12 protein-coding genes are annotated in these 20,874 nt (G+C 43.7%); 5 read left to right on the top strand and 7 right to left on the bottom strand.

Annotated elements, in window-relative coordinates; genetic code table 11:
* The first annotated feature begins 33 nt into the window (after nucleotides 1–33).
* The 5 genes from hisIE to L5L77_RS02470 all read left to right on the top strand — a co-directional run bounded on the left by hisIE (nucleotide 34) and on the right by L5L77_RS02470 (nucleotide 7,046).
* Entirely contained in the window at nucleotides 34–675 is a 642-nt protein-coding gene (gene hisIE, locus L5L77_RS02490) for a bifunctional phosphoribosyl-AMP cyclohydrolase/phosphoribosyl-ATP diphosphatase HisIE (RefSeq protein ID WP_263181522.1), read from the top strand.
* A gap of 795 nt (nucleotides 676–1,470) precedes the next feature.
* Nucleotides 1,471–2,658, top strand: coding sequence for an aromatic amino acid transport family protein (locus L5L77_RS02485; protein WP_219252537.1), 1,188 nt, complete (start codon nucleotides 1,471–1,473; stop codon nucleotides 2,656–2,658).
* Nucleotides 2,659–3,004: 346 nt separating this feature from the next.
* Nucleotides 3,005–6,454, top strand: coding sequence for a YdbH domain-containing protein (locus L5L77_RS02480; RefSeq protein WP_263186885.1), 3,450 nt, complete (start codon nucleotides 3,005–3,007; stop codon nucleotides 6,452–6,454).
* Between the two features lie 13 nt (nucleotides 6,455–6,467).
* On the top strand, nucleotides 6,468–6,686 hold the full coding sequence (locus tag L5L77_RS02475) for a YnbE family lipoprotein (RefSeq protein ID WP_028759774.1): 219 nt from the start codon (nucleotides 6,468–6,470) through the stop codon (nucleotides 6,684–6,686).
* 24 nt (nucleotides 6,687–6,710) lie between these two features.
* Nucleotides 6,711–7,046 (top strand): YdbL family protein, encoded by a 336-nt coding sequence (locus L5L77_RS02470; protein ID WP_263186886.1) that lies wholly within the window; start codon nucleotides 6,711–6,713, stop codon nucleotides 7,044–7,046.
* 426 nt (nucleotides 7,047–7,472) lie between these two features.
* Here L5L77_RS02470 and L5L77_RS02465 read toward each other — a convergent pair whose 3' ends face one another.
* The 7 genes from L5L77_RS02465 to L5L77_RS02435 form a co-directional block, all read right to left on the bottom strand.
* A complete protein-coding gene (locus tag L5L77_RS02465) occupies nucleotides 7,473–8,492 on the bottom strand; it encodes a hypothetical protein (RefSeq protein ID WP_263191648.1) in 1,020 nt (339 codons plus the stop codon).
* A 288-nt stretch (nucleotides 8,493–8,780) separates the two neighbouring features.
* Nucleotides 8,781–9,470, bottom strand: a complete 690-nt coding sequence (locus L5L77_RS02460) for an RloB family protein (protein WP_263191646.1) — start codon at nucleotides 9,468–9,470, stop codon at nucleotides 8,781–8,783.
* Between the two features lie 2 nt (nucleotides 9,471–9,472).
* The gene (locus L5L77_RS02455; RefSeq protein ID WP_259562902.1) at nucleotides 9,473–10,732 is read right to left on the bottom strand and encodes an AAA family ATPase; all 1,260 of its coding nucleotides are present in this window, start codon (nucleotides 10,730–10,732) and stop codon (nucleotides 9,473–9,475) included.
* Between the two features lie 873 nt (nucleotides 10,733–11,605).
* Nucleotides 11,606–12,139 (bottom strand): cell division protein ZapC, encoded by a 534-nt coding sequence (locus L5L77_RS02450; RefSeq protein ID WP_106650701.1) that lies wholly within the window; start codon nucleotides 12,137–12,139, stop codon nucleotides 11,606–11,608.
* 200 nt (nucleotides 12,140–12,339) lie between these two features.
* Nucleotides 12,340–13,359: a quinone-dependent dihydroorotate dehydrogenase gene (gene pyrD / locus L5L77_RS02445; RefSeq protein ID WP_198572301.1), complete on the bottom strand. Its 1,020-nt coding sequence runs from the start codon at nucleotides 13,357–13,359 to the stop codon at nucleotides 12,340–12,342.
* Nucleotides 13,360–13,422: 63 nt separating this feature from the next.
* Nucleotides 13,423–18,267 (bottom strand): NAD-glutamate dehydrogenase, encoded by a 4,845-nt coding sequence (locus L5L77_RS02440; protein WP_263185378.1) that lies wholly within the window; start codon nucleotides 18,265–18,267, stop codon nucleotides 13,423–13,425.
* A gap of 264 nt (nucleotides 18,268–18,531) precedes the next feature.
* Entirely contained in the window at nucleotides 18,532–20,847 is a 2,316-nt protein-coding gene (locus tag L5L77_RS02435) for an efflux RND transporter permease subunit (protein ID WP_113940560.1), read from the bottom strand.
* Between the last annotated feature and the right edge of the window lie 27 nt (nucleotides 20,848–20,874).

The raw sequence follows: 20,874 nt of genomic DNA, 5'->3' as shown, positions 1-20,874 counted from the left end.
CTAAAAAGCATCAATAAATTAAGAGTGAATACTATGTCAACGCAAACAAACACTAAGTCAGATTTTAGCGAGCTGGATTGGGACAAACAGGATGGACTTATTCCTGCCGTGATCCAAAATCACTTATCGGGCAAGGTATTAATGCTCGGTTATATGGATAAGGCCGCGCTGGAAAAAACCTTAAGCACAGGTGATGTGACCTTTTTCAGCCGCTCAAAACAGCGCTTGTGGACTAAGGGTGAAACCTCGGGCAATACCTTAAAGTTGGTGGCCATCGATAAAGACTGCGATAACGACAGCCTGTTAGTGCAAGTGATCCCCAACGGCCCAACCTGCCACAAAGGCACCGAAAGTTGCTGGTTAGATGACAATGCGCATCCATTTTTGAACAACCTCGCCAGCTTAATCACCTCGCGCAAAGGGCAAAGTGCCGATTCCAGCTATACAGCGTCTTTGTTTGCGCGCGGCACGAAACGTATCGCCCAAAAGGTCGGGGAAGAAGGTCTTGAAACCGCCCTTGCCGCTGCGACCCACGATAAAGAAGAGCTGGTTAACGAAGCCTCAGATCTTATCTATCACTTGCTGGTATTGCTTGAAGATCAAAACTTAAGCCTCAGTGACATCACAGCAAACTTGCTGGCAAGACATGAAAAGGCGCTGCAGAACAAAGCATAATCTGCTTACTGATTCTGATTTCACACTAGTCACTGACATCTAGAAATGCCGCACACTTGAGCCAAGTCTGCGGCATTTTTTATTGCGCGATTCCCTCAAGTGCCATTGCCGCAATGTGAACAATGAATATCTTGCGCCTTAATCCTGTGACAAAAAATAATCAAAATACTGTTGTAATGGTTGACAAGTACATTTCAGTTCCCTATGGTTACCTCCGTTGCCGTTAGGTTATTAAGGCAAAGCATCAAAACACTTATCCGTTTTTACTCAACACACGCTAAGGCAAGTTTTATGTGTTTCACACCCTTTTATTATCCCTATCTGTAGCCGCAATGGATATACCCAAGCTACCTGAAGATACGAGTTTCAGAGCGCCTAGGGGGCTTCAATTCAAGGCGCATCAATGACAGAATGTCGACCACCTTTTGAATTGATGCAACACGGGAGTGGAGTACCCTAGACGCTCCGTCCCGGCGGGTTTTAACGCACTTTATGCGGTGTTGGTTATTTTTAACTTAGCCCGCTAGGTCTGCAAATAACCGCCTTGCCTAAAGTGCGTTAAACTCCCGCTGAATCCTGCATCTTCAGGTTGTTTGGGTATAAAATAGGCACCTTGCCTGACCTTCCATTGTGGCCATATCCTTTCGGATCCGCTGAGCGCCACTGTCTCATTTGCTTAAATTATTTTGTGCTTGAATCATTTCATTATTGAATCGCATCAAAATACTTTAAGGCAGTTGCTTTAGGATCAAGTCTTTATCTCTTTTTCTTGCAACACGCTTTTGAGATCATGTTATGACACAGAATAAAATTTTCGGCAGTTTACTGCTTATCGCAGGCACCACAATCGGCGCGGGTATGCTGGCTTTACCTATCGCTTCGGCGGGACTCGGTTTTGGCACGTCATCCGCCATTATGCTCATCCTATGGGCGCTGATGGCCTACACGGCACTGCTTATGGTGGAAATCCATCAATTCGCCCCCAGCGATGCCAGCCTTAATCACTTAGCGCAGCGCTTATTAGGTCGTAAGGGCCAGTTGATCGCCAATAGCGCCCTGATGTTTTTACTGTACGCCCTCTGCGCCGCCTACATTGCTGGCGGCGGCGAGCAAGTGAACCAAAAACTGAGCACTTGGCTAGGACTAAATTTGCCACCGCAGGCGGGTGCCATCCTATTCACCCTGCTGGTTGGCGCCATTGTGGGCATGGGAACCCACTGTGTGGATCTCATCAATCGCGGTTTATTTGCCCTTAAGCTATTAGCATTATTGCTTATGTTGGCCTTGTTACTGCCGCAGGTTGAAAGCCCACATTTACTCGAGCTTCCACTTAACCAAGGGCTGATTATCACGGCTATCCCGGTAATATTTACCTCCTTTGGTTTCCACGGTTCGATTCCCTCAGTGGTGCGCTACTTGGGCGTTGAGGTCAAAGCCCTGCGCAGGATCATGTTGTTTGGCTCGGCTTTGCCATTAGTGATTTACCTTTTGTGGCAACTGGGCAGTCAAGGCGTATTGAGCCAAAGTCAATTGCTCGAAAACCAGAGTTTATCGAGTTTTATCAATCAACTGGCGAGCGTACTACACAGCGAATACTTAAGTAGTGCTATTAGTCTATTTGCCGATCTCGCCCTTGCGACCTCGTTTTTAGGGGTGAGTTTAGGTTTGTTCGATTTTATGGCCTCAAGCTTAAGGCAAGAAGATAATGCAACAGGTCGAAGCTTAACCGCGGCTATCACCTTTTTACCGCCCTTAGGTTTTGCCCTCTTCTACCCTCAAGGTTTTATCACAGCGCTGGGTTACGCGGCGATTGCGCTGGTGATCCTCGCCATCTTTTTACCTGTGGCCATGGTGTGGACACAACGCCAGATGCGAGACGCTGCCAATATGCCGACAGGTTACCGAGTTGCGGGCGGCAAGTTAGCCTTAATGCTCGCCACACTTTGCGGAATTGTGGTGATCGCCGCCCAGATATTTAGCTAGCCGCAATTCACTCACCAAGAGTGAGTGAACTAAAAGTTAGCTAGCCCGAATAAAAGATGAAGTACAAGAGCCTGTAAAACCTCAACTATTGACAGCAGGCGCTTGTCTATTCAATGATCCTTTCACATTAGTCAGCTAAGCCCTTGAGTGTTAAACTGCCTCAAGTGCTCGTGCGCGATATAAGAGCTCCGATGCGATAACTCCGGAGCAACAGCCCCGAATCAAACGCTCCGAAGTAACCGAACAAAGTAAAAGTGCCAATGAAATATACACATTCGTGTATTTTTGCACTGCTAAGGCACGAGTTTGATCAGGGCTCAGTCAATAAGGATAAATATCAAACCCAATGCCAATCCACAACAAGCCAAGCCGTGGCAATGCCTCTGATAGCAAGGCACCTCAACACGAGGCAACGCAGATATCCGCTGGCCCTCGCAGTGGTGCTTTAGGTTCTGGAACGGATACTCATGTTGCTGCACAAAATCGCCGTAAATTCCCCCTAAAAAAAACCTTATTGGCGACCAGCTTAACGGGCATCTTGGCGGGCGTGGCGTTAACTGTTTGGATTGTGAATACTCAGGCTGAAAAACTGATTATGCAGGCGGCAAATTTTGCCCTCACAGGTATGGACAGCGAACTGATTAACATTGAATTAGGGCAAAGTCAGTTAGAACATTGGCGAATTACCTCTGCCAATCTGAGGGTACATGATAGCCATATCAGACTTAATGATTTGAATATTCAGCTAAAACTTGACTGGCCACAGAGTTTTGCCGAACTTAAACAGTTCAGCCAAGCCTCTTACCTCACTCAAAAAATCACCCAAATATCCACAGGTGATATTGAGGTCGAGTTAGGGCAATCACTATTTTTACCCAATCGAAATGCCATTGATGAACAAGGCCCCGCATTGGCCTTAGATATCAAATCATTACCACTCATCGATATCGGAAAAACCAGTCTTATTCTCAACTCCCACCATCTCAACACCCATAATGATTTACCCGCCTATCGTTTGGTAATGGGTAAGTTGAGCCTTAACGGCGCAGGGGAAATCAACAGCGAGTTTAGCCACGAAGGTGAAAGCATCGCCAAGCTCAAAGCCACACTCGCAGCCCAACAGTGGCAACTGGCAAGTCAAATTGCACTCGCGCCGCTGCTTGCGAGCTTGCATCAAATAAGCCTGAGGCAAGCGCAGGACAGTGTACTGAGTCCGTTAACTGAGCTTGATAAAGAGTGGCAAGCGTTAGCGATTGATCTACAAGGTCAATTGGTGTCCAACAGCAGTATCACTTTAACCTCAGGCGAACTTATCAGTGAGCATCAATTAATCGATCCAAAGCTGACCTTTAATCAACTAGCTGCACTAGAGCTTGCGCCTAAACCCGAGCTTGCACCTAAGTCTGAGTTAGCATTTAAAATTGCCGGACATTTAGCTGAACTTGACCTAAAACTAGAGCCCTTTAGCTTAGCGCTGAGTCCAAATACAGAGCAGCAACAGCGATTGATGCAGCTACTCGATAAGTCGCTGGCTAAGCCTTTAACTCAACCTTCGTCTCAATCTTTAACCCATCCGGCAGCCAAGACTGCTTCAGAGCAAGTGCCTGATCCGCTAGCGAGTCAAATCGCTAAGCTACTATCGGGGCTCAAAAGTACAGATACACCTGTGGGGATCGCACTGACATTGCCTGAAGCCCTGCACTATCCGCTGACTCAAATTCCGCAAGATGTGCACTTAGCTAATCCCCTTGCGATTAAACTTCCTCGAGTGAAGCTTAAGACCTTAGGCAGTAAGCTAGATACCCAAGTCGATTTGGCCAATGTTGAAATAACAAAATCAACCAAAGCACTGGCCTTCAAAACAGATTGGCGCCTTAATACGAGGCAAACAGGCTCAATGCAATTATCTGAATTGTGGGCAAATCCGCCGCATGACTTTAGCTGGAATAATAGTCAGTTAACGACAGCAGGCACATTTAACTTAGTTCAGACGCCAAGTTCAACCGATTGGCAATTCATCACTGCCACTACCGAGTCGACTGAACTGACTCAATCAACAAAACAAAATACTGGCAACACGCTACAGTTCGCCGTGGGTGAGCTTAAGCGTATTAGCATGCAAAATAAAAATGCGGCTAAACATGCAGAGTTTAGCCTTGGTAGTATCGCGATAAATGCCCTCGCGCCGCTGAACATAAGCTCGCAGCAAAGCACTCATACTCAGAGTTCTGGTATTCAAAACGCTAGCATTCAGAAAGTCAGTCCAGCGCAAAGCTCAGTGCCCACATCTGATACCGCAAACAGGTTAACCCTTGCCATACCACCTTTAACCTTAGCACTGGAGCAACTGTATTTTTCGCAGACCAAACAGACTTTAGTGACAGATGATGTAGTCACTGAGGCTAATGCTGATAAAAATGCTAGCACTAGCATCATAACGAAAACCGATATGAATGCGGGCAGTTTCTCGATTGCATTACAAAAAAACATGTCATTTGAGCTTAAACCCGATATCGAAGCGCTGTTCGATTCACTACTCGCTACCACTTGGCGTAATCAACTCGCATGGCAAGCCAGTCAGCTAAATATCGAAAAACAGCTCAGCAGCAAAGGCCGCAGCCGCAAAGAAACCGTACTCAAGCTGGACAAGTTAACGCTGGTACAAAGCTTAGATTGGAAAAATAATACGCTCTTTGGTGATGAGCACTGGCAAGTGGGCACGGTTGAGCTGCAAAGCCAACACAAGCTGAACCTTGCCACCGCGAGCAAACCTCTAGTGCTGACGGGGCAATGGGTTGTCGACACTAGCATGACCGAGGCGCTAGCCTTGCTCAATCAAACCCAACCCTTACCATCTGAGCTTAATGTCACAGGTAATAACCAATTACAGGCGCAGTTTAACCTAACGCAAAGACGCGATCAGACCCAATTTGCCATGCAAATAACTCAATCGATGACAGAACTTGAAGGCTTTTATAAAGACATCATTTTTGAAGGGGGAAAACTGCAAGCGCAATGTGAGTTCACTTGGGGGCAATCTTATAAAAAAGAGTCTCATAACAAGCCGCAGGACAAAGGCTATTTTAGCAGCCTCAGTAAGCTCAATTGCCCGCAGACGCTGATGACCTTTAACTTATTTGATCCTGGCTTTCCACTGACCGATATCGAAGTGGAAGCCGATATCGCCCTTGGCAAAGATGCCGAGAAATTGCCCGACAATTGGATACAACAACTCACAGGCTTAAGTGACACCGATGTTTCCATGACCGCCAAAGGCAAAGTGCTCAGCGGACAGTTTCTGCTGCCAGAATTTAGTCTTAAATTGCAGGATAAATCCCATGCCTATCTGCTGCTGCAGGCCATGAGTCTGGAAGAGGTCCTGCGCATTCAACCACAAATTGGCATCTATGCCGACGGCATATTCGATGGCGTATTGCCCGTCGATTTAATCAACGGCAAAGTGTCGATCACTGGCGGGCAATTAGCCGCGCGCGCACCCGGCGGCCTCATCGCTATCTCAGGCAACCCCGCCGTTGAGCAGATGCGCCAATCCCAACCGTATCTAGACTTTGTCTTTTCCACGTTAGAACACTTACAATATAGCCAATTATCAAGCAGCTTTGATATGGACCAAGCCGGTGATGCTAAACTGCTCGTCGAAGTAAAAGGCCGCGGTGAAGGGATTGAACGCCCTATCCACTTGAATTACTCCCACGAAGAGAACATGCTGCAATTATTTAGAAGTCTGCAAATTGGTAATGACTTGCAGGACAGAATCGAAAAATCAGTGAAGTAACAAGGAAACCTCAGTGAAGATAATTCAATTACAACAAATTAGCATAGGTACCCGAAGCGCGCTTATCGCATTGGTAGCCCTAGCCTCATTGCAGGGCTGTACGCCCACAGTCAAAATAGAACCGCCGGATAAACCTATCGTTATCAATCTCAATGTGAAAATTGAACATGAGATACGGATCAAAGTAGATAAGGAATTAGACCAACTCCTGTCAGACGATAAGCTGTTCTAATTAAATAAGAATTGAGGAATCACCATGAAATCAATCCGACTAAAAACAAAGTTATTATTGCTATTAACCCTCAGCTTTTTAAGCCTAAGTGCCTTTGCCATGTCACTTCAAGAAGCTAAGTCACAGGGCTATTTAGGCGAACAAGCCAACGGCTACTTAGGATTAGTGCAAGCCAATCCCGAAGCCAAAGCCGTAATGGACGACGTGAATAACAAACGCCGCGCCCACTACGAAACCATCGCCAAGAAGAACAAACTCTCCCCAGCCGACGTTGCTAAACTCGCTGGCGAAAAAGCCATAGCCGCCACAGATAAAGGCAACTATGTGCAAGATGCCAAAGGTAAATGGACTAAAAAGTAGTCCGCTTTCTAAAGCTCTAGCGCGTAAAAGCAAAACGAATAAACATAAACAAAACGCCTGCAATTGCAGGCGTTTTCATTGGTGGTCGATAAAGGGAATGATTTGCTGGCCAATACCTTTGAACGAGGATCTAGATTTTAGATTGTTTGATGGAGTTTGGTTAAGCACTGTCATTCCAGTGACTCGCCGTCCTGTTACCCCAAATCAACAAAGGGAATCAGTAAGATACTGATTCCCTTTGCTTTAATTTGGCGAGAGAGAGAGTCGAACCCTCGATTCACAATTCATTCTAACAAATCCTATAAAATCATAGTGTTACGCACCTTAATTTTTCAGATTGTACCAGCTTTTTGTACCACTTGAAACACCGAAGGAGTACGACGGGTAAGTCGACTCCTGATAAAACATCTAAATTATAGTATGAAGTTACACAGAATCATGAATGTGTCCAGAGAACAAAAACTCGCTATTACCAATAACTTTGATAAACTTCTTATCCGATTTTTCGTCGAAAACCCAAACGGAAAACTGTTTATCAACTTTCTGGCATATATTCTCAAGGTAAACTCTTAAATCATCAGGAAGTTGATTAACAACAAACCACCTTTCTAATAAATCAAAAGAGTCAATCCCATGGTTAAAGCTATAGTCTAGAAGTTGACCATATGCATATCTTGCTTTGGAGCGAGAACCTGCGGTGTCGTTAAGATATAAATATTTAAGCTCTAAAATTACACTTGTATGACCAGATTCTTTAATCAAAATGTCTGGCCTTATAAGTTGCTCTTCAAGAGATGTCTCGGAAACTATTTGGCAGTTAGAAAGATTCTGTTGTAAAAATTTAACTAATGGCTTTTGTAGCTGAGACTTTTCATTGAGCCATTTTATATGGTCTTGACTTCCTGTCGCACACACCGCATCAGGAGACTGCTCTTCACCATTATGTGCTTTAGAGCTTGATAGAGCAGCACCTGTTAACGCGATATCGTTAGCACCAGTACCAGTCACTATCTTAATAAACTTAGCCTCGTCTCTTTGACCAATGAGGAATTGCTTCCATATATTTATTTCTGAGTCTGTTATGCTCGCAAGGCTTACAAGTTTATCAACTGAAAAAATAACATCTTTTTCCGTGAGTGCCCTCATAGTTTTAGCTTTACGCTTATCAGTCCCATATTTTACAGTCGCATCTTCACCTTTTTGACGAGGATTAATCGAGAGCATAGCTCTGTTCTTTCCAACATCTGTCTTAGATTTCCGTCCAAGTCGAATCCTCAGATTTTCTTTGCTCCATAGTTTCTCCAAATTTGTAACAATGACATCAACATCAGGAAAAACAGAACGTAAGGTAACAACTAACTTTTCAAAAACGATAGCTTCCTCTTTTGTTAATAGCTCCTCAGCAACCCACCAATCCAAGTTATTTCCCTGCTTATATTTGAACATAGCGTATCACATCCTTAAAATTTAACGGTCTCTAGTAGCAATAGAGACATTAAAAATAACCATAAAATCAGCTAAATTGTACGTTCATCCTTTGTGATAAACACAATTCTCATACATCCGCCCCCACTGCAAACAACCAATTGAATTTAAAAATAATTCATACTCTTAACTTCGCAAGTTAAGATATTATAGTGAATACGGCACATGTTGAGTTAACCTCTCGAATTTACTGATTCTTAACTATGCCTGATGATATTCATAAAACACAGTATGTAGCCCAAAAATCCGTTATCTCTTATGCATACTTTTATGTTGCTCAATAATGAAATCTATAAGGTTGTCGAAATCAGTCTTAGGTGAAAAAGAATAATTTTCATCACAATATATCCTCAACCGCTTAGCATTATCTAACGCCTTGTTTATTGATTGTGGAGTATTACGAAAAGCAGAGAGTGCATTTTTCTCATAATCAGGCAATAACTTCTTTAAATCATCAACCACCAAATTTGCAGCAGACTTCCGGCCGGACTTCTCGTACAACTTAGTAGTGAATCTAAAATGAAGAATTAGCCAAATTTCAAAACAAGGATCGCTAGGTATTGCGATGAAAACCTTCTTTTTTAATTTATTGTTAACCATGTCAATTTTTTTTATCGCGTTAAAAAAACTTGCATGGTCATCTCGATCGAAAACACAAAATACTTGGTCAAAATCGGGTTTGCATGACTCTTCTTCCTCATCAAAACGCTTTTGGGCATGCTCTACTATGTTCAGTGGAGATTGTCCTAATCCAACTATAGAGACGTTGGCGGTTGACAACCTATAGTGGTTAACTACATCTTTTATATAGCGATAACCAGAAACCGTATCTTCACAAACAATCAAAAACTTCTTGTATGAATCTTTTTGTGTAGAAGCTCTTTTCGTTTGAGCTTTAGACTTTGCCTTAAGCTTATGGAAAATGTCATCTGAACCCATAACTAAATGCCCAAAGAAATGAAAGGTAATGCCCCATACGAACCTGATAAATAGCGTTCCTCGAGATTTTCATAACCTTTCCTTGGTTTATTAAAATTACTTAATGAGTAAAACTCACTCTGATTTCCATCTTTTTGCATGAACCAAATTTGATCTCTTCTAAATACATCCTGATTTAGAATTGACGTTTCGTGAGTAGTGAAAACTAACTGAGCATTGTTTGGATTGTTTTTTGGGTTCTGAAAAAGCTTAACCATGTGTTTAACTAGCAACGGATGTAAATTTGAGTTCAACTCATCAACAAATAAAACATTTCCGCACGCTAAAGCATCAAGCCAAGGCCCTGCAAATGAGAAAAAACGTTGAGTTCCGTCTGATTCCTCATTGAGATCAAATTCAACGGTTTTGCCATCATCATCTAAGCGTAAAAACTTAGTCGAGAATAAGGTTTCACCTTTCATCTTCTCGATAATTGTCTTTTTTAACTCTTTAGGCATATCGCTTGGGAGATTGTTCTCATCAAACTCCTCTTTTTCAATGAGAATGTCTTCAATTGAAATATCAACATCTCTCAACAACTTAAGGATATGATTTTTTTCATCAAGTTTGTCACACTGATAAGCTGAAAAACCGACTCCCCATCCATGAATTCCTGCAATTGCCAATTCTGAATTAAACCACTCAAAAATAGGTTTCAGTTGTTCACTATTAAGTTGGACTGCTGTAGATAAAAATAATGAGTTCTTCTTGGTTGAGTTTACCCACGTTTGCTTTTCACCTGTAAGATTACGCCCTAGGTCCCACTGATATTGTTCGCCATCCCAAGCTCTTAGAAACCATTTTTGAGGTTTTTTCTTCGGGAAGGCAAATAGCCATTCTGTAACAATTCTGTTTTCAACATAACTAAAACCATATAAATATCTGATATTGTTACATATTAACTCAAGCTCGAACTCGGTTTCAGCATTTTTAGTTTCTGCGGAAAGTCGATACGGGTTGTATGGAAGATGTTCATCTACTTGCCATTGAGCAGATTTAGTGATGATAGTCATCATTGTGGACAAGCCAGAAATCATATTAGATTTTCCGCTAGCATTTGCACCGTAGATTGCAGCAGTATTAAGAAGGCGTTGCGAGTCAAACTCAGCTTTCCACTCGAATAGATTAGAGTCTGCCATATCAGTATAGGCCTCTGCTCTCATATCAAGAGTTTGTGCTGAACGAATAGAAGCAAAATTCTTAATAGTGAATTTTACTAACATTTTAATTGTCCTGTTCATTATCCATTTACCTGATGACTATTACACCCAAGGTACGGTTATGTCCAGTTATTTGTCAAAATTCGTCAAATATGCGCTAAAGATTACACTTTAACAGCCCGAGTATTCTTCTTTGATAATACTCAAATACGTTTTCCCTGAGTAGACCCCTTTAGTTGATAGTAACCAGAAGTCGTTCGTATCTAATATTTACAGGTTAAGGAAGACGGGACGGTCGAGCATCCACGGACGGCTTGAACAACCTCCATGCTTAACTGCCAGTTCGCCTTCCATGGCTCTCGTTCATGAACTTAGAACCCCTCACGAGTCGACGAGTGAATGCCATGGCAAATCGCTTTACAACCAAAAGACCACACAACCACAACTATTTTTGCTTTTAGCACTCCGCAAATGACACCAAAAAATCAAAGCAAATCACCGTTAAACGTAGTATCTAATCTTTTGAACCTCCAGACTACGCAAATGCCAAAAAGGTGCGCCATGGTGATTGGCGAGACGGCCGTCCGCCCCATGGACGGGGCGGTCGAGCATCCAAGGACGGACTGGCTGCGAGTCGTCGAGTGAATGCCATGGCAAACCAGACTGTGTAGTGAGCTTGGTGGCAAAAGCTGAACCGAATTAAGAGTAGCAAGGATCACGAGTTAACATTCAGTGGCATTTAATAGCAAGGAGTTGGAAATTAATATGGAGATAGAAAAAGATTTTCTTGGGAAAAATACTATCGATAGCACATCAGCGCCATAGGGATTTGAGCAAATAATCAGCTAGTGGTGGTGGTGTCTATCAAAAACAATAGTAATTGATGCCTAATAGTAAATATTAAAAATCAACAATGACTATTGATCTACAACCCCATTATGCCGCAACCACGTGGCGCTGCGCACGCAGTGGGTGTAAGCGATTATGCATCACTTTGATGGTTTCAAACTGCGCCATAGTTTTCGCGCCAGACAAAACACATTCGGGTGACAATAACATCACTAGCGCGGACTGTAGGGTATTTTCAACCACGAGGGCGAGCACTCTTTGCTTTTGGCATTTTAGCTCAAAGACTTTACCTACATCGCTATAAACACAGACATCACTGGTATCAAAAAACCATGATTTAGGCATTTGCGGTGTCAGCATAAAATGGGCTGCGGTGGCATTGAGGGCAATTTGAACAATAGCGGCATCGGATAAAGACAGGGTTTTAGGTAATCTATCGAGTAAGTTCATATAGAATTTGGCGTGCGCAATATTAAACTCCATGCTTGATAAGGCATCTGGAATGAGTAATTTTGCTTTATAAGACGTCAGAAATTCTATCTCGGAACCTAACGATACGCCTAATACACCATACGAATCGTTATATTTCCATTGCCAATCTTTTTGCGGCATTAATAACATAACGGTGACCCAATATTTGAACACTGGGACATAATAGTAGATATTTTATCCAATATCAAAATAAAAATAATAAAATACAAATTATTTAACAGTTACTTAGTCGATCTATTGTAAGATCTTAACAGCGATCTATGGATCATTTTAGATCGCTGTTAAAGAATAAGATCTTATTTTAGATCGTTATATTAATCCTAAGATCATTATTTCAAGCGGTATGCATTCACTATTTCTTTAATTAACTTCGGACCTTGATAAATAAAACCTGAATAAATCTGAATCATAGTGGCGCCCGCATCAAATTTGGCTAAGGCATCTTCAGCGCTATTAATACCGCCCACACCGATGATCGGGATCTGCCCTTTCAAACAAATCGCCAATTGCTTAATCACTTTAGTAGACAGCTCAGTTAAGGGTTTGCCGCTTAAGCCGCCGCTTTCATTGGCGTTGGCAAGACCGCTAACACCATCACGCGTTAAAGTGGTATTGGTCGCAATTGCGCCATCAAATTTGTTTTTAATCAAAGCTTGCGCGATATTTTCAATTTCTTCGATGGTTAAATCTGGAGCAATTTTAAGCGCGATGGGCACGTATTTTTTATGCTTTTCGGCCAGCTCAAGTTGCTTGGTTTTAATTGCGCTCAATAATTCATCTAATAGATCGCCATATTGTAGCGATCGTAATCCTGGGGTATTGGGTGATGAAATATTCACCGCAATATAAGCCGCATGGAGATAAACTTTATCCATGCAGATCAAATAATCGTCTTTACCTTGTTCTACTGGCGTGTCTTTATTTTTGCCAATATTGACGCCAACCATAATATCGGTCTTTTTAGCGATCAAATTTTTGACCAGATTATCGACACCCTTATTATTAAACCCCATGCGATTAATGATGCCTTTGGCAGGCTTTAATCTAAATAGACGGGGTAAATCGTTACCAGGCTGTGGTCTTGGGGTAACTGTACCCACTTCAATATGACCAAATCCCATCGCATGAAAGGCATCAATCGATTCGCCGTCCTTGTCCATACCGGCAGCAAGTCCCACTGGGTTAGGAAAGGTCAACCCCATAAAGCTGACAGGAGCGGGTGCAATCGTTTGTCCATATAGACACGTTAACGGGCTATTGGCGGTCATTTTTAAACTGCCTATAGCAAGATGGTGAGCTCGCTCAGGATCCATCTGAAACATGACTTTCTGTGCGATTTTATAAAACATGTACTTTCCTCGACCTAAAAAAAGCCCCGGCGATCGCCAGGGCTTCTGATTGTTATAATAAGTTTACTTTTGGCCTTCGCAATGAAGGATCAGAAGGTTAAGTTCACGTAGGGCGACAGAGAACTTAGCAAACTCATGGATTTGCGACGTTTTAAAGTCAGCTAGCATGTGGAACCATCTTTCCAATAAGCCTTGATTTATCTCAATCCACTGAGAAATCACACTTTCGGCATCACAGGTTGCACTGCAGGTTCTTAAGACCACTGAACTTAATGCACGTTGTTGCCAATCTAACTCTTCCCTAAAGGCGGCACGAGCCAGTGCTTGCCAATGGTTCGCTACAGGTTGAGCGCTGATCTGTTCTAAGAACCAGTGCAGCTCAACGCGGGCGCCGAGTTTGAAGTAAGTTTCAGCCACTAATGCCACTGTCTTATCTTCTGTTTGCGCAATTTGGGCAATGTCTAAGGCAGAGAACAAGGTGCTCATGTTAGCCACAATCGTTGCCACAGCTTGTGGTACGTTTTCTTTGACCAAGGCATTGATCTCAGATTGAATACCTTTCGCTTCTTCTTCGACCAGATATAAATGAACATTATCTTTAATTTGTTCAAATACCGGTTTGAAGAAAGCAACGGTTTGTTCAATGCTCCAAGAGCGGTTACGGTGACGTAGGAACCAGCGGCTAGCACGACGCATATTGCGGCGTAACTGATGCAGCATTTCACCTTGAACCACAGCCGGAACTATGCCGTTTAAGTCAGTGATCGATTTAGTTAATTCAGCTAAACCAAATACTTCGCGAGCCATAGTGTAACAAATTGCCGCGTCGGCAACTGAGGCACCAGTCTCATCTTGCATACGTTGAACAAAATTCAAGCCCATGTCGTTGACGAGTTCATTGGCGAGTGAGGTCGCAATGATTTCGCCACGCAGTGGATGGGTTGCCATTTTGTCGCTGTATTTTTCCTGAAGTTTTTTCGGGAAATACGCGATAAGCAGTTGGCTTAACAGAGTATCTTCAGTGATTTCTGGCGTCACTAATTGCTCTTTCAGTACCATTTTCGCATAAGCAACCAATACTGATAGCTCTGGGCGCGTTAATGCACGACCACTGGCTAAACGTTCAGCTAGCTCATCGTCAGACGGTAAGAACTCTAACGCTCTGTCTAACTTGCCTTCTTTTTCCAGGTACTGGATAAAGCGGATCTGCTCTTTTAACTGCTCAGCACCGCGCACTTGAGTCACAGAGATAGTACGAGTTTGATCTTTACAGTCTTGTAGTACGATTTGGCCGACTTCTTCAGTCATTTCTTCCAGTAAACGGTTACGCTGCTTAAGCGTCAGTTCACCTTCAGTCACCATAGCGTTCAGCAAAATCTTGATGTTCACTTCGTTGTCGGAACAGTCCACACCACCAACGTTATCCACGAAGTCAGTGTTGATGCGACCGCCATTAGACGCATATTCAATACGACCTAACTGAGTACAACCTAAGTTACCACCCTCGCCGACTATCTTAGCGCGCAGTTCGCCACCGTTGACACGTAGAGCATCGTTGGCACGATCGCCGACTTCAGCGTGGGTTTCCCGTGAAGACTTCACATACGTACCGATACCGCCGTTCCAGATCAAATCCACTGGCATTTTCAACAGTTCTTTCATCAGCTCAGTTGGGGTCATAGAGGTTTTCTCTGTGGCCAACATTTGCTTCATCTCTGCCGATAATGGAATGGATTTAGATGAACGGAGGAAAATACCGCCACCTTTAGAAATCAACTTGCTGCTGTAGTCTTCCCAGCTTGAACGTGGCAGAGCGAATAAACGCGCCCGTTCATCATAACTTAATGCCGTATCCGGATTTGGATCGATAAAGATATGCATGTGGTTAAAGGCTGCAACCAGTTTAGTGTGCTTAGACAACAACATACCGTTACCGAATACGTCGCCCGCCATGTCACCTATACCTAAACAGGTAAAGTCTGTGGTTTGACAATCAATACCGACTTCGCGGAAATGACGCTTAACCGATTCCCAGCCGCCTTTGGCCGTGATACCCATTTTCTTATGGTCATAACCGTTGCTGCCACCCGATGCGAATGCATCACCGAGCCAGAAGCGGTATTCGAGGGAAATCGAGTTCGCGATATCAGAGAAAGTCGCTGTGCCTTTATCGGCTGCTACCACTAAATAGGGGTCATCTTCATCGTGACGAACCACATCCAATGGATGGACGATTTCACCGTTCAAAATGTTATCGGTAATATCGAGCAATGCACGGATAAAGATGCGGTAACATTCTTGACCTTCGGTGAAGAAAGCTTCACGGCCGCCTTCAGTTGGCAATTGTTTACAAACAAAGCCACCTTTAGCACCCACAGGCACAATCACAGTGTTTTTCACTTGCTGTGCTTTTACCAAACCCAATACTTCGGTACGGAAGTCTTCACGACGATCTGACCAACGCAGACCACCACGAGCCACTTTACCGTAACGTAAATGCACACCTTCAACCCGTGGCGAATAAACGAATATTTCGAATTTCGGCAGTGGACGTGGCATTTCAGGGATCAGTGAAGGCATGAATTTAAACGAGATATAACTCTTAGATTCGCCTTTGGCATCCAGTTGGTAGAAGTTGGTACGCAGAGTGGCGTTAATCAAGTCTAAATAACGACGAATAATACGGTCATCATCTAAGCTAGACACTTCGTCTAAACGTAAATTGATCTGCTCCAAAAACTTGCCCAGAGTACGAGTTTTCAGTTTAGGGTTAAATTTACGGATGAACATCTTCACCAACAAATCAGCGATTTGTGGGTAACGACCGAAGGTTTCTTCAATATATGACTGACTGAAAGTCGCATCGATTTGACGCATGTATTTCGCATAAGCGCGCAATACAGAGACTTCACGGCCCGTTAAACCTGACGCCAGAATAATGCGGTTGAAGCCGTCATCTTCTAACTTCTTTTGCCACACTTGTGACAGTGCAGTTTGGAATCTATCTTGGCTATCAGCGATGTTATCTGTGTTGACGACTTTAACTGTCATCAAGAAGTCTAAGATCCAGAAGGTAGAACCGTCTGAAGTCGTGACTTCATATGGACGCTCGTTGATCACGCGCAGACCAAAGTTTTCGAGCATTGGCAACACGTCAGAAAGATGAATAGGCTCATCTTTATGGAATAGCTTTAAACGCACTTTATTGTCGTTCAGCGCCGCTTCCTGCGGTTGATAGAACAACATGCCGAGCTTGTGTTCATCATCCAGTGCTTCGAGCTGTTGCATGTCGACGACGGCAGAACTTGGCAATACGTCTTCTTTATAGCTTTGCTCAAACGCATTGAAATAACGCTTAGTCAGATGAGTGCCAGCTTCTTCGCCGAGTGCACTGTTAAGCGCAGTGCTTAACTTATCTTCCCACGAACGTGCCGCTTCTATTAAGTTGTTCTCTATGGCAGCCACATCTACATCCATATTATTGTTATCAACTTTGACTATGTAGTGAGTGCGGGCTAGCGTCGACTCGGAAAAATAAGTCGTAAACTCTACATCTTCTTTGCTGTTAAAGTGCTGGGCCAGAATACGTTGAGTATCTTGGCGGAGTTTAGTGTTGTAACGATCCTTAGAAACGTACACTAAACAGGATAAGAAACGGCCAAAGCCATCTTTGCGTACAAAGAGTTTCAGCTTGTCTCTGTCTTGCATTTCTAACACGCCATGAGCCATGTGCGATAAATCATCAACATTGGCTTGAATTAGCTCGTCACGAGGTAAATTCTCAAGGATGTTTAGCAGGGCTTTATAGTCGTGTGAACGTGGGGTCAAGCCTGAACGATCTAACACACGCTGCACTTTTTCATTCAGCAGTGGGATTTCACGTGGGCTACGGTTATACAGGTTTGACGCATATAAACCGATAAATCTATCTTCGCCAATCACATTGCCTTTCTTATCGAAACGCTTAATACCGATATAATCGACATAAGCTGGGCGATGCACGCGGCTCTTAGCACTGCTCTTAGTGAGGATCAGTAAGCTGTGGTCTAAGGCTTCTTTGCGGGCACTATCGGAGAAGCTAGATAACAACAAACCTTGCTCAGGTTGCGCTTTAGTGTGCTTGTTCATCAAACCTAAGCTAGAGGCGATATTAGGCACTAACTCAACGTCACCTTCGACACGTTTCAAATCGTATTGACGGTAACCTAATAGCGTAAAGTGATGATTATTCAAGTAAGTCAGGAAGTTAATCGCTTCTTCTAACTCTTGCTTATCGCCCGGGAACGGACGTTTTGGCAATTCCTTGATCATCTCAGCCAACTTGGCAGACATGACTTCCCAGTCGTTAACTGATGAAGCGACATCGGCAAGCACAGACTGAATTTCGCGCTCTAATGCTTTGATATCGACCGTGCTGCTTTGACGGTCAATTTCAATCAAAAATACGGCGACATGCTCAGTGCTTTCAGGGCTCTGATTAAGATAAGTGACATTCGTCACACCACTTTCTGAACGCTCAATCGCCAGTGGAGTGTGCAACATCATGTGAGCAGTAATACCCATTCGCTTCAATGCCATACCAACTGAATCGACCAAGAATGGCATGTCAGGTTGGATAACTTCAATGATCGAGTGAGTCGATTGCCAGCCGTGTTTGGCTTGGCTAGGATTGAACACTCTTAGATGAGTGTTACCTTTTGGCGTTTTGTTCAGGGCGTTCCATAAACTGAGAACCGCACCGTATAAATCACTGTCATTACGCGCATTGAGATCGTCTTTCGACATGTGGGCATAAAGGCAGGTGGCGAACTGTTCAACTTGCTTGGCTTGTGAATTAGGGACTTTAGCGTGAATTAAACTGACTACATTTTCAAGTAGTACTGAAGGCATTGCATCTTTCAAGGCCATGTTGCTGTTTCCTTAAGCGTCTATGGCAGCGCTTTTTTCATTATTTGGATGCTTCGGCTTAACAATCGCAGATAAATTAATGTGATCTAGATCGTCGCGCGAAGTTTATTACTAAAACCGCTGTATTTCGAGGAAAATTTTAGTGGTACATCCTCTTGAAATCCAGTATTGGCGTAAACAAGGAATGACAAATGACCAAACAATCGATAAAGCAGACTAAGTATTCAAAAGTAAATGGGGAGCTTAGCTCCCCATTTGTAGACTCTACTTAGGCTGGCGCCAGAAAATGGCGGCCAATGCAGGTAGGATAATTATGGCACCGAGCATATTTACCACAAACATGAATGTTAACAATATTCCCATGTCCATTTGGAATTTAAGCGCCGAGAAGAACCAAGTACTGACACCAATCGCCAATGTAAGGCCAGTAAAGATCACCGCACTACCCCGTTCGACCAACGCCTCATAGTAAGCCTGCTGTACTGGCATACCATTCGATAGCTTAGACGACATAGTCGAGAGGATATAAATACCATAGTCCACGCCAATACCAACCCCCAGCGCAATGACAGGTAACGTACTAACAGCTAAGCCAATATCGAGCTGAGTCATCAAAGCCTGTGCCAGTGTCGACACGACATATAACGGAATAATAACCGCCACAGTGGCTTTAAAAGATTTAAAGCTGATTAAGCAGAGTACAAACACAGCACCATAGACGTATATCATCATAGGTAACTGCGCTTCGGCCACCGCTTCGTTAGTCGCTGCCATTACACCCACAGGACCCGACGCCAGTTTAAACTGCAACTTCTCGTTGTCCATTTTCGCGGCGACGGCTTTAACCTTAGCGACCACAGTTTCTATGGTTTCGGCCTTGTGATCTTTCATAAACAGATACACAGGCATGACAGAACAATCGCCATTTAATAAACCTGAAGTCGTGGGAATTTGGCCAATGGCCTGTACTAAGCTCGCCGTTGTACGCGGCAACACTTCCCATCTTGGATTGCCTTCGTTGAAGCCTGCATTCACTTTTTTAGCGACTGACGCCAGACTCACAGTCGACTCCACCCCTGGGGTATTGCGTACTAACCACTCAAACTGATCAATTTGAGTGAGCACATCGTGGTAAGTACAGGCTTCAGGTGCTGCCTCAACAATCACAGTCATCACATCTGTGGTGATAGAGAAATGATCTGTGATGAAGAAGGTATCGAGGTTATAACGCGAATCTTGATGTAACGCTGGCGCGCCGCCCTGTAAGTCACCAATCTTCATCTGATTAGCTTGTTGCAGACCCACAAAATACAACACCACAGTGGCAATAATGACTACCACAGCATATTTAGGTGTTGCAAAACGCGCCATGAAGCGCCAAATAGCCTCAGTTCGCACTTCTTCAGCGGTCGGTTCTGCGTGTTTATTGACTTTGATTTCAGTAAAAGAAATCACCAAAGGCAACAGGATAAGGTTAGTGAAAATGATCACGCCCACACCGAGCGAGGCAGAAATCGCCAACTCGCGAATAATCCCAATATCGATAAATAACAGGGTAATAAAACCAACAGTATCGGACAGTAATGCCACACCACCCGGCACTAATAAACTACGAAATGCCGACGCCGAAGCCGCTTTTGTCGTTTGCCCGTCGAGCACTCGGCGCCGTACAGCATTGATGATCTGCACCCCGTGGCTCACACCGATGGCGAAGACTAAAAACGGTACCAGAATCGACATAGGATCGAGACCGAAACCTATCACAGTCAATAAACCAAGCTGCCAGACCACAGCCGTTAAACTGCAGACCAGTGGCAGCATGGTCAAGATGATGGATTTAGAAAAGAGGTAAACCATAATGGCAGTGACCAAAATCGCGATCACGAAGAACAGCAACACGCCCTTAGCGCCATCAGCCACATCTCCGGCCATTTTGGCGAAACCTATGATGTGAATTTTAACCTTATCGGTTTCGAACTTGCCCCTAAGCTCTTTTTCTAATTGTGCAGCAAAAGCAATGGTATCAAGCGGTTTACCCGTCTGTGGATCAAAATCCATTAATTGAGCCGACACCATAGCCGCACTGTAATCGTTGGCAATTAATCGGCCGACAATCCCTGCTTTTTCAATATTATCGCGAACCGTTTCTAACCCAGACACTGAAGTTGAAAAATCCGCTGGAATAACAGGCCCACCAGCAAAACCATCCTCAACGACTTCAGTAAAACGAGTGGAAGGCGAAAAAATTGATTTCACCTGCGCACGGTCAACCCCTGGAATAAAAAACAGCTGATCATGCACGTTTTTTAAGGTATCAAAATAGTTAGCATTAAAAATATTACCGCTGGTATCCTCAACGGCCACCATGATGCTGTTGGCACCACCAAAATCTTTTTGGTGTTTCAGGTAGGTCTGCATATAACTGTGCTGCAGTGGAATATTTTTGATAAAAGCCGCATCCATTTTGAGTTGACTGGCCTGATAGCCAAAAAACAACGTCAAAAACACAAAAATGCCGACGACCCATGCGCGATTGCGAAACAAAAATGACTCAAATCCGTTGACCAGTTTTTCTAACATCTTCTCGGCCCTGTTATTTATTGTAGT

It is taken from the genome of Shewanella sp. SM29 (assembly GCF_025654245.1).
Lineage (GTDB): Bacteria > Pseudomonadota > Gammaproteobacteria > Enterobacterales > Shewanellaceae > Shewanella > Shewanella oncorhynchi.
The sequence above is the reverse complement of the archived record's forward strand: the minus strand, read 5'-3'. Positions and strand labels throughout refer to the sequence as shown.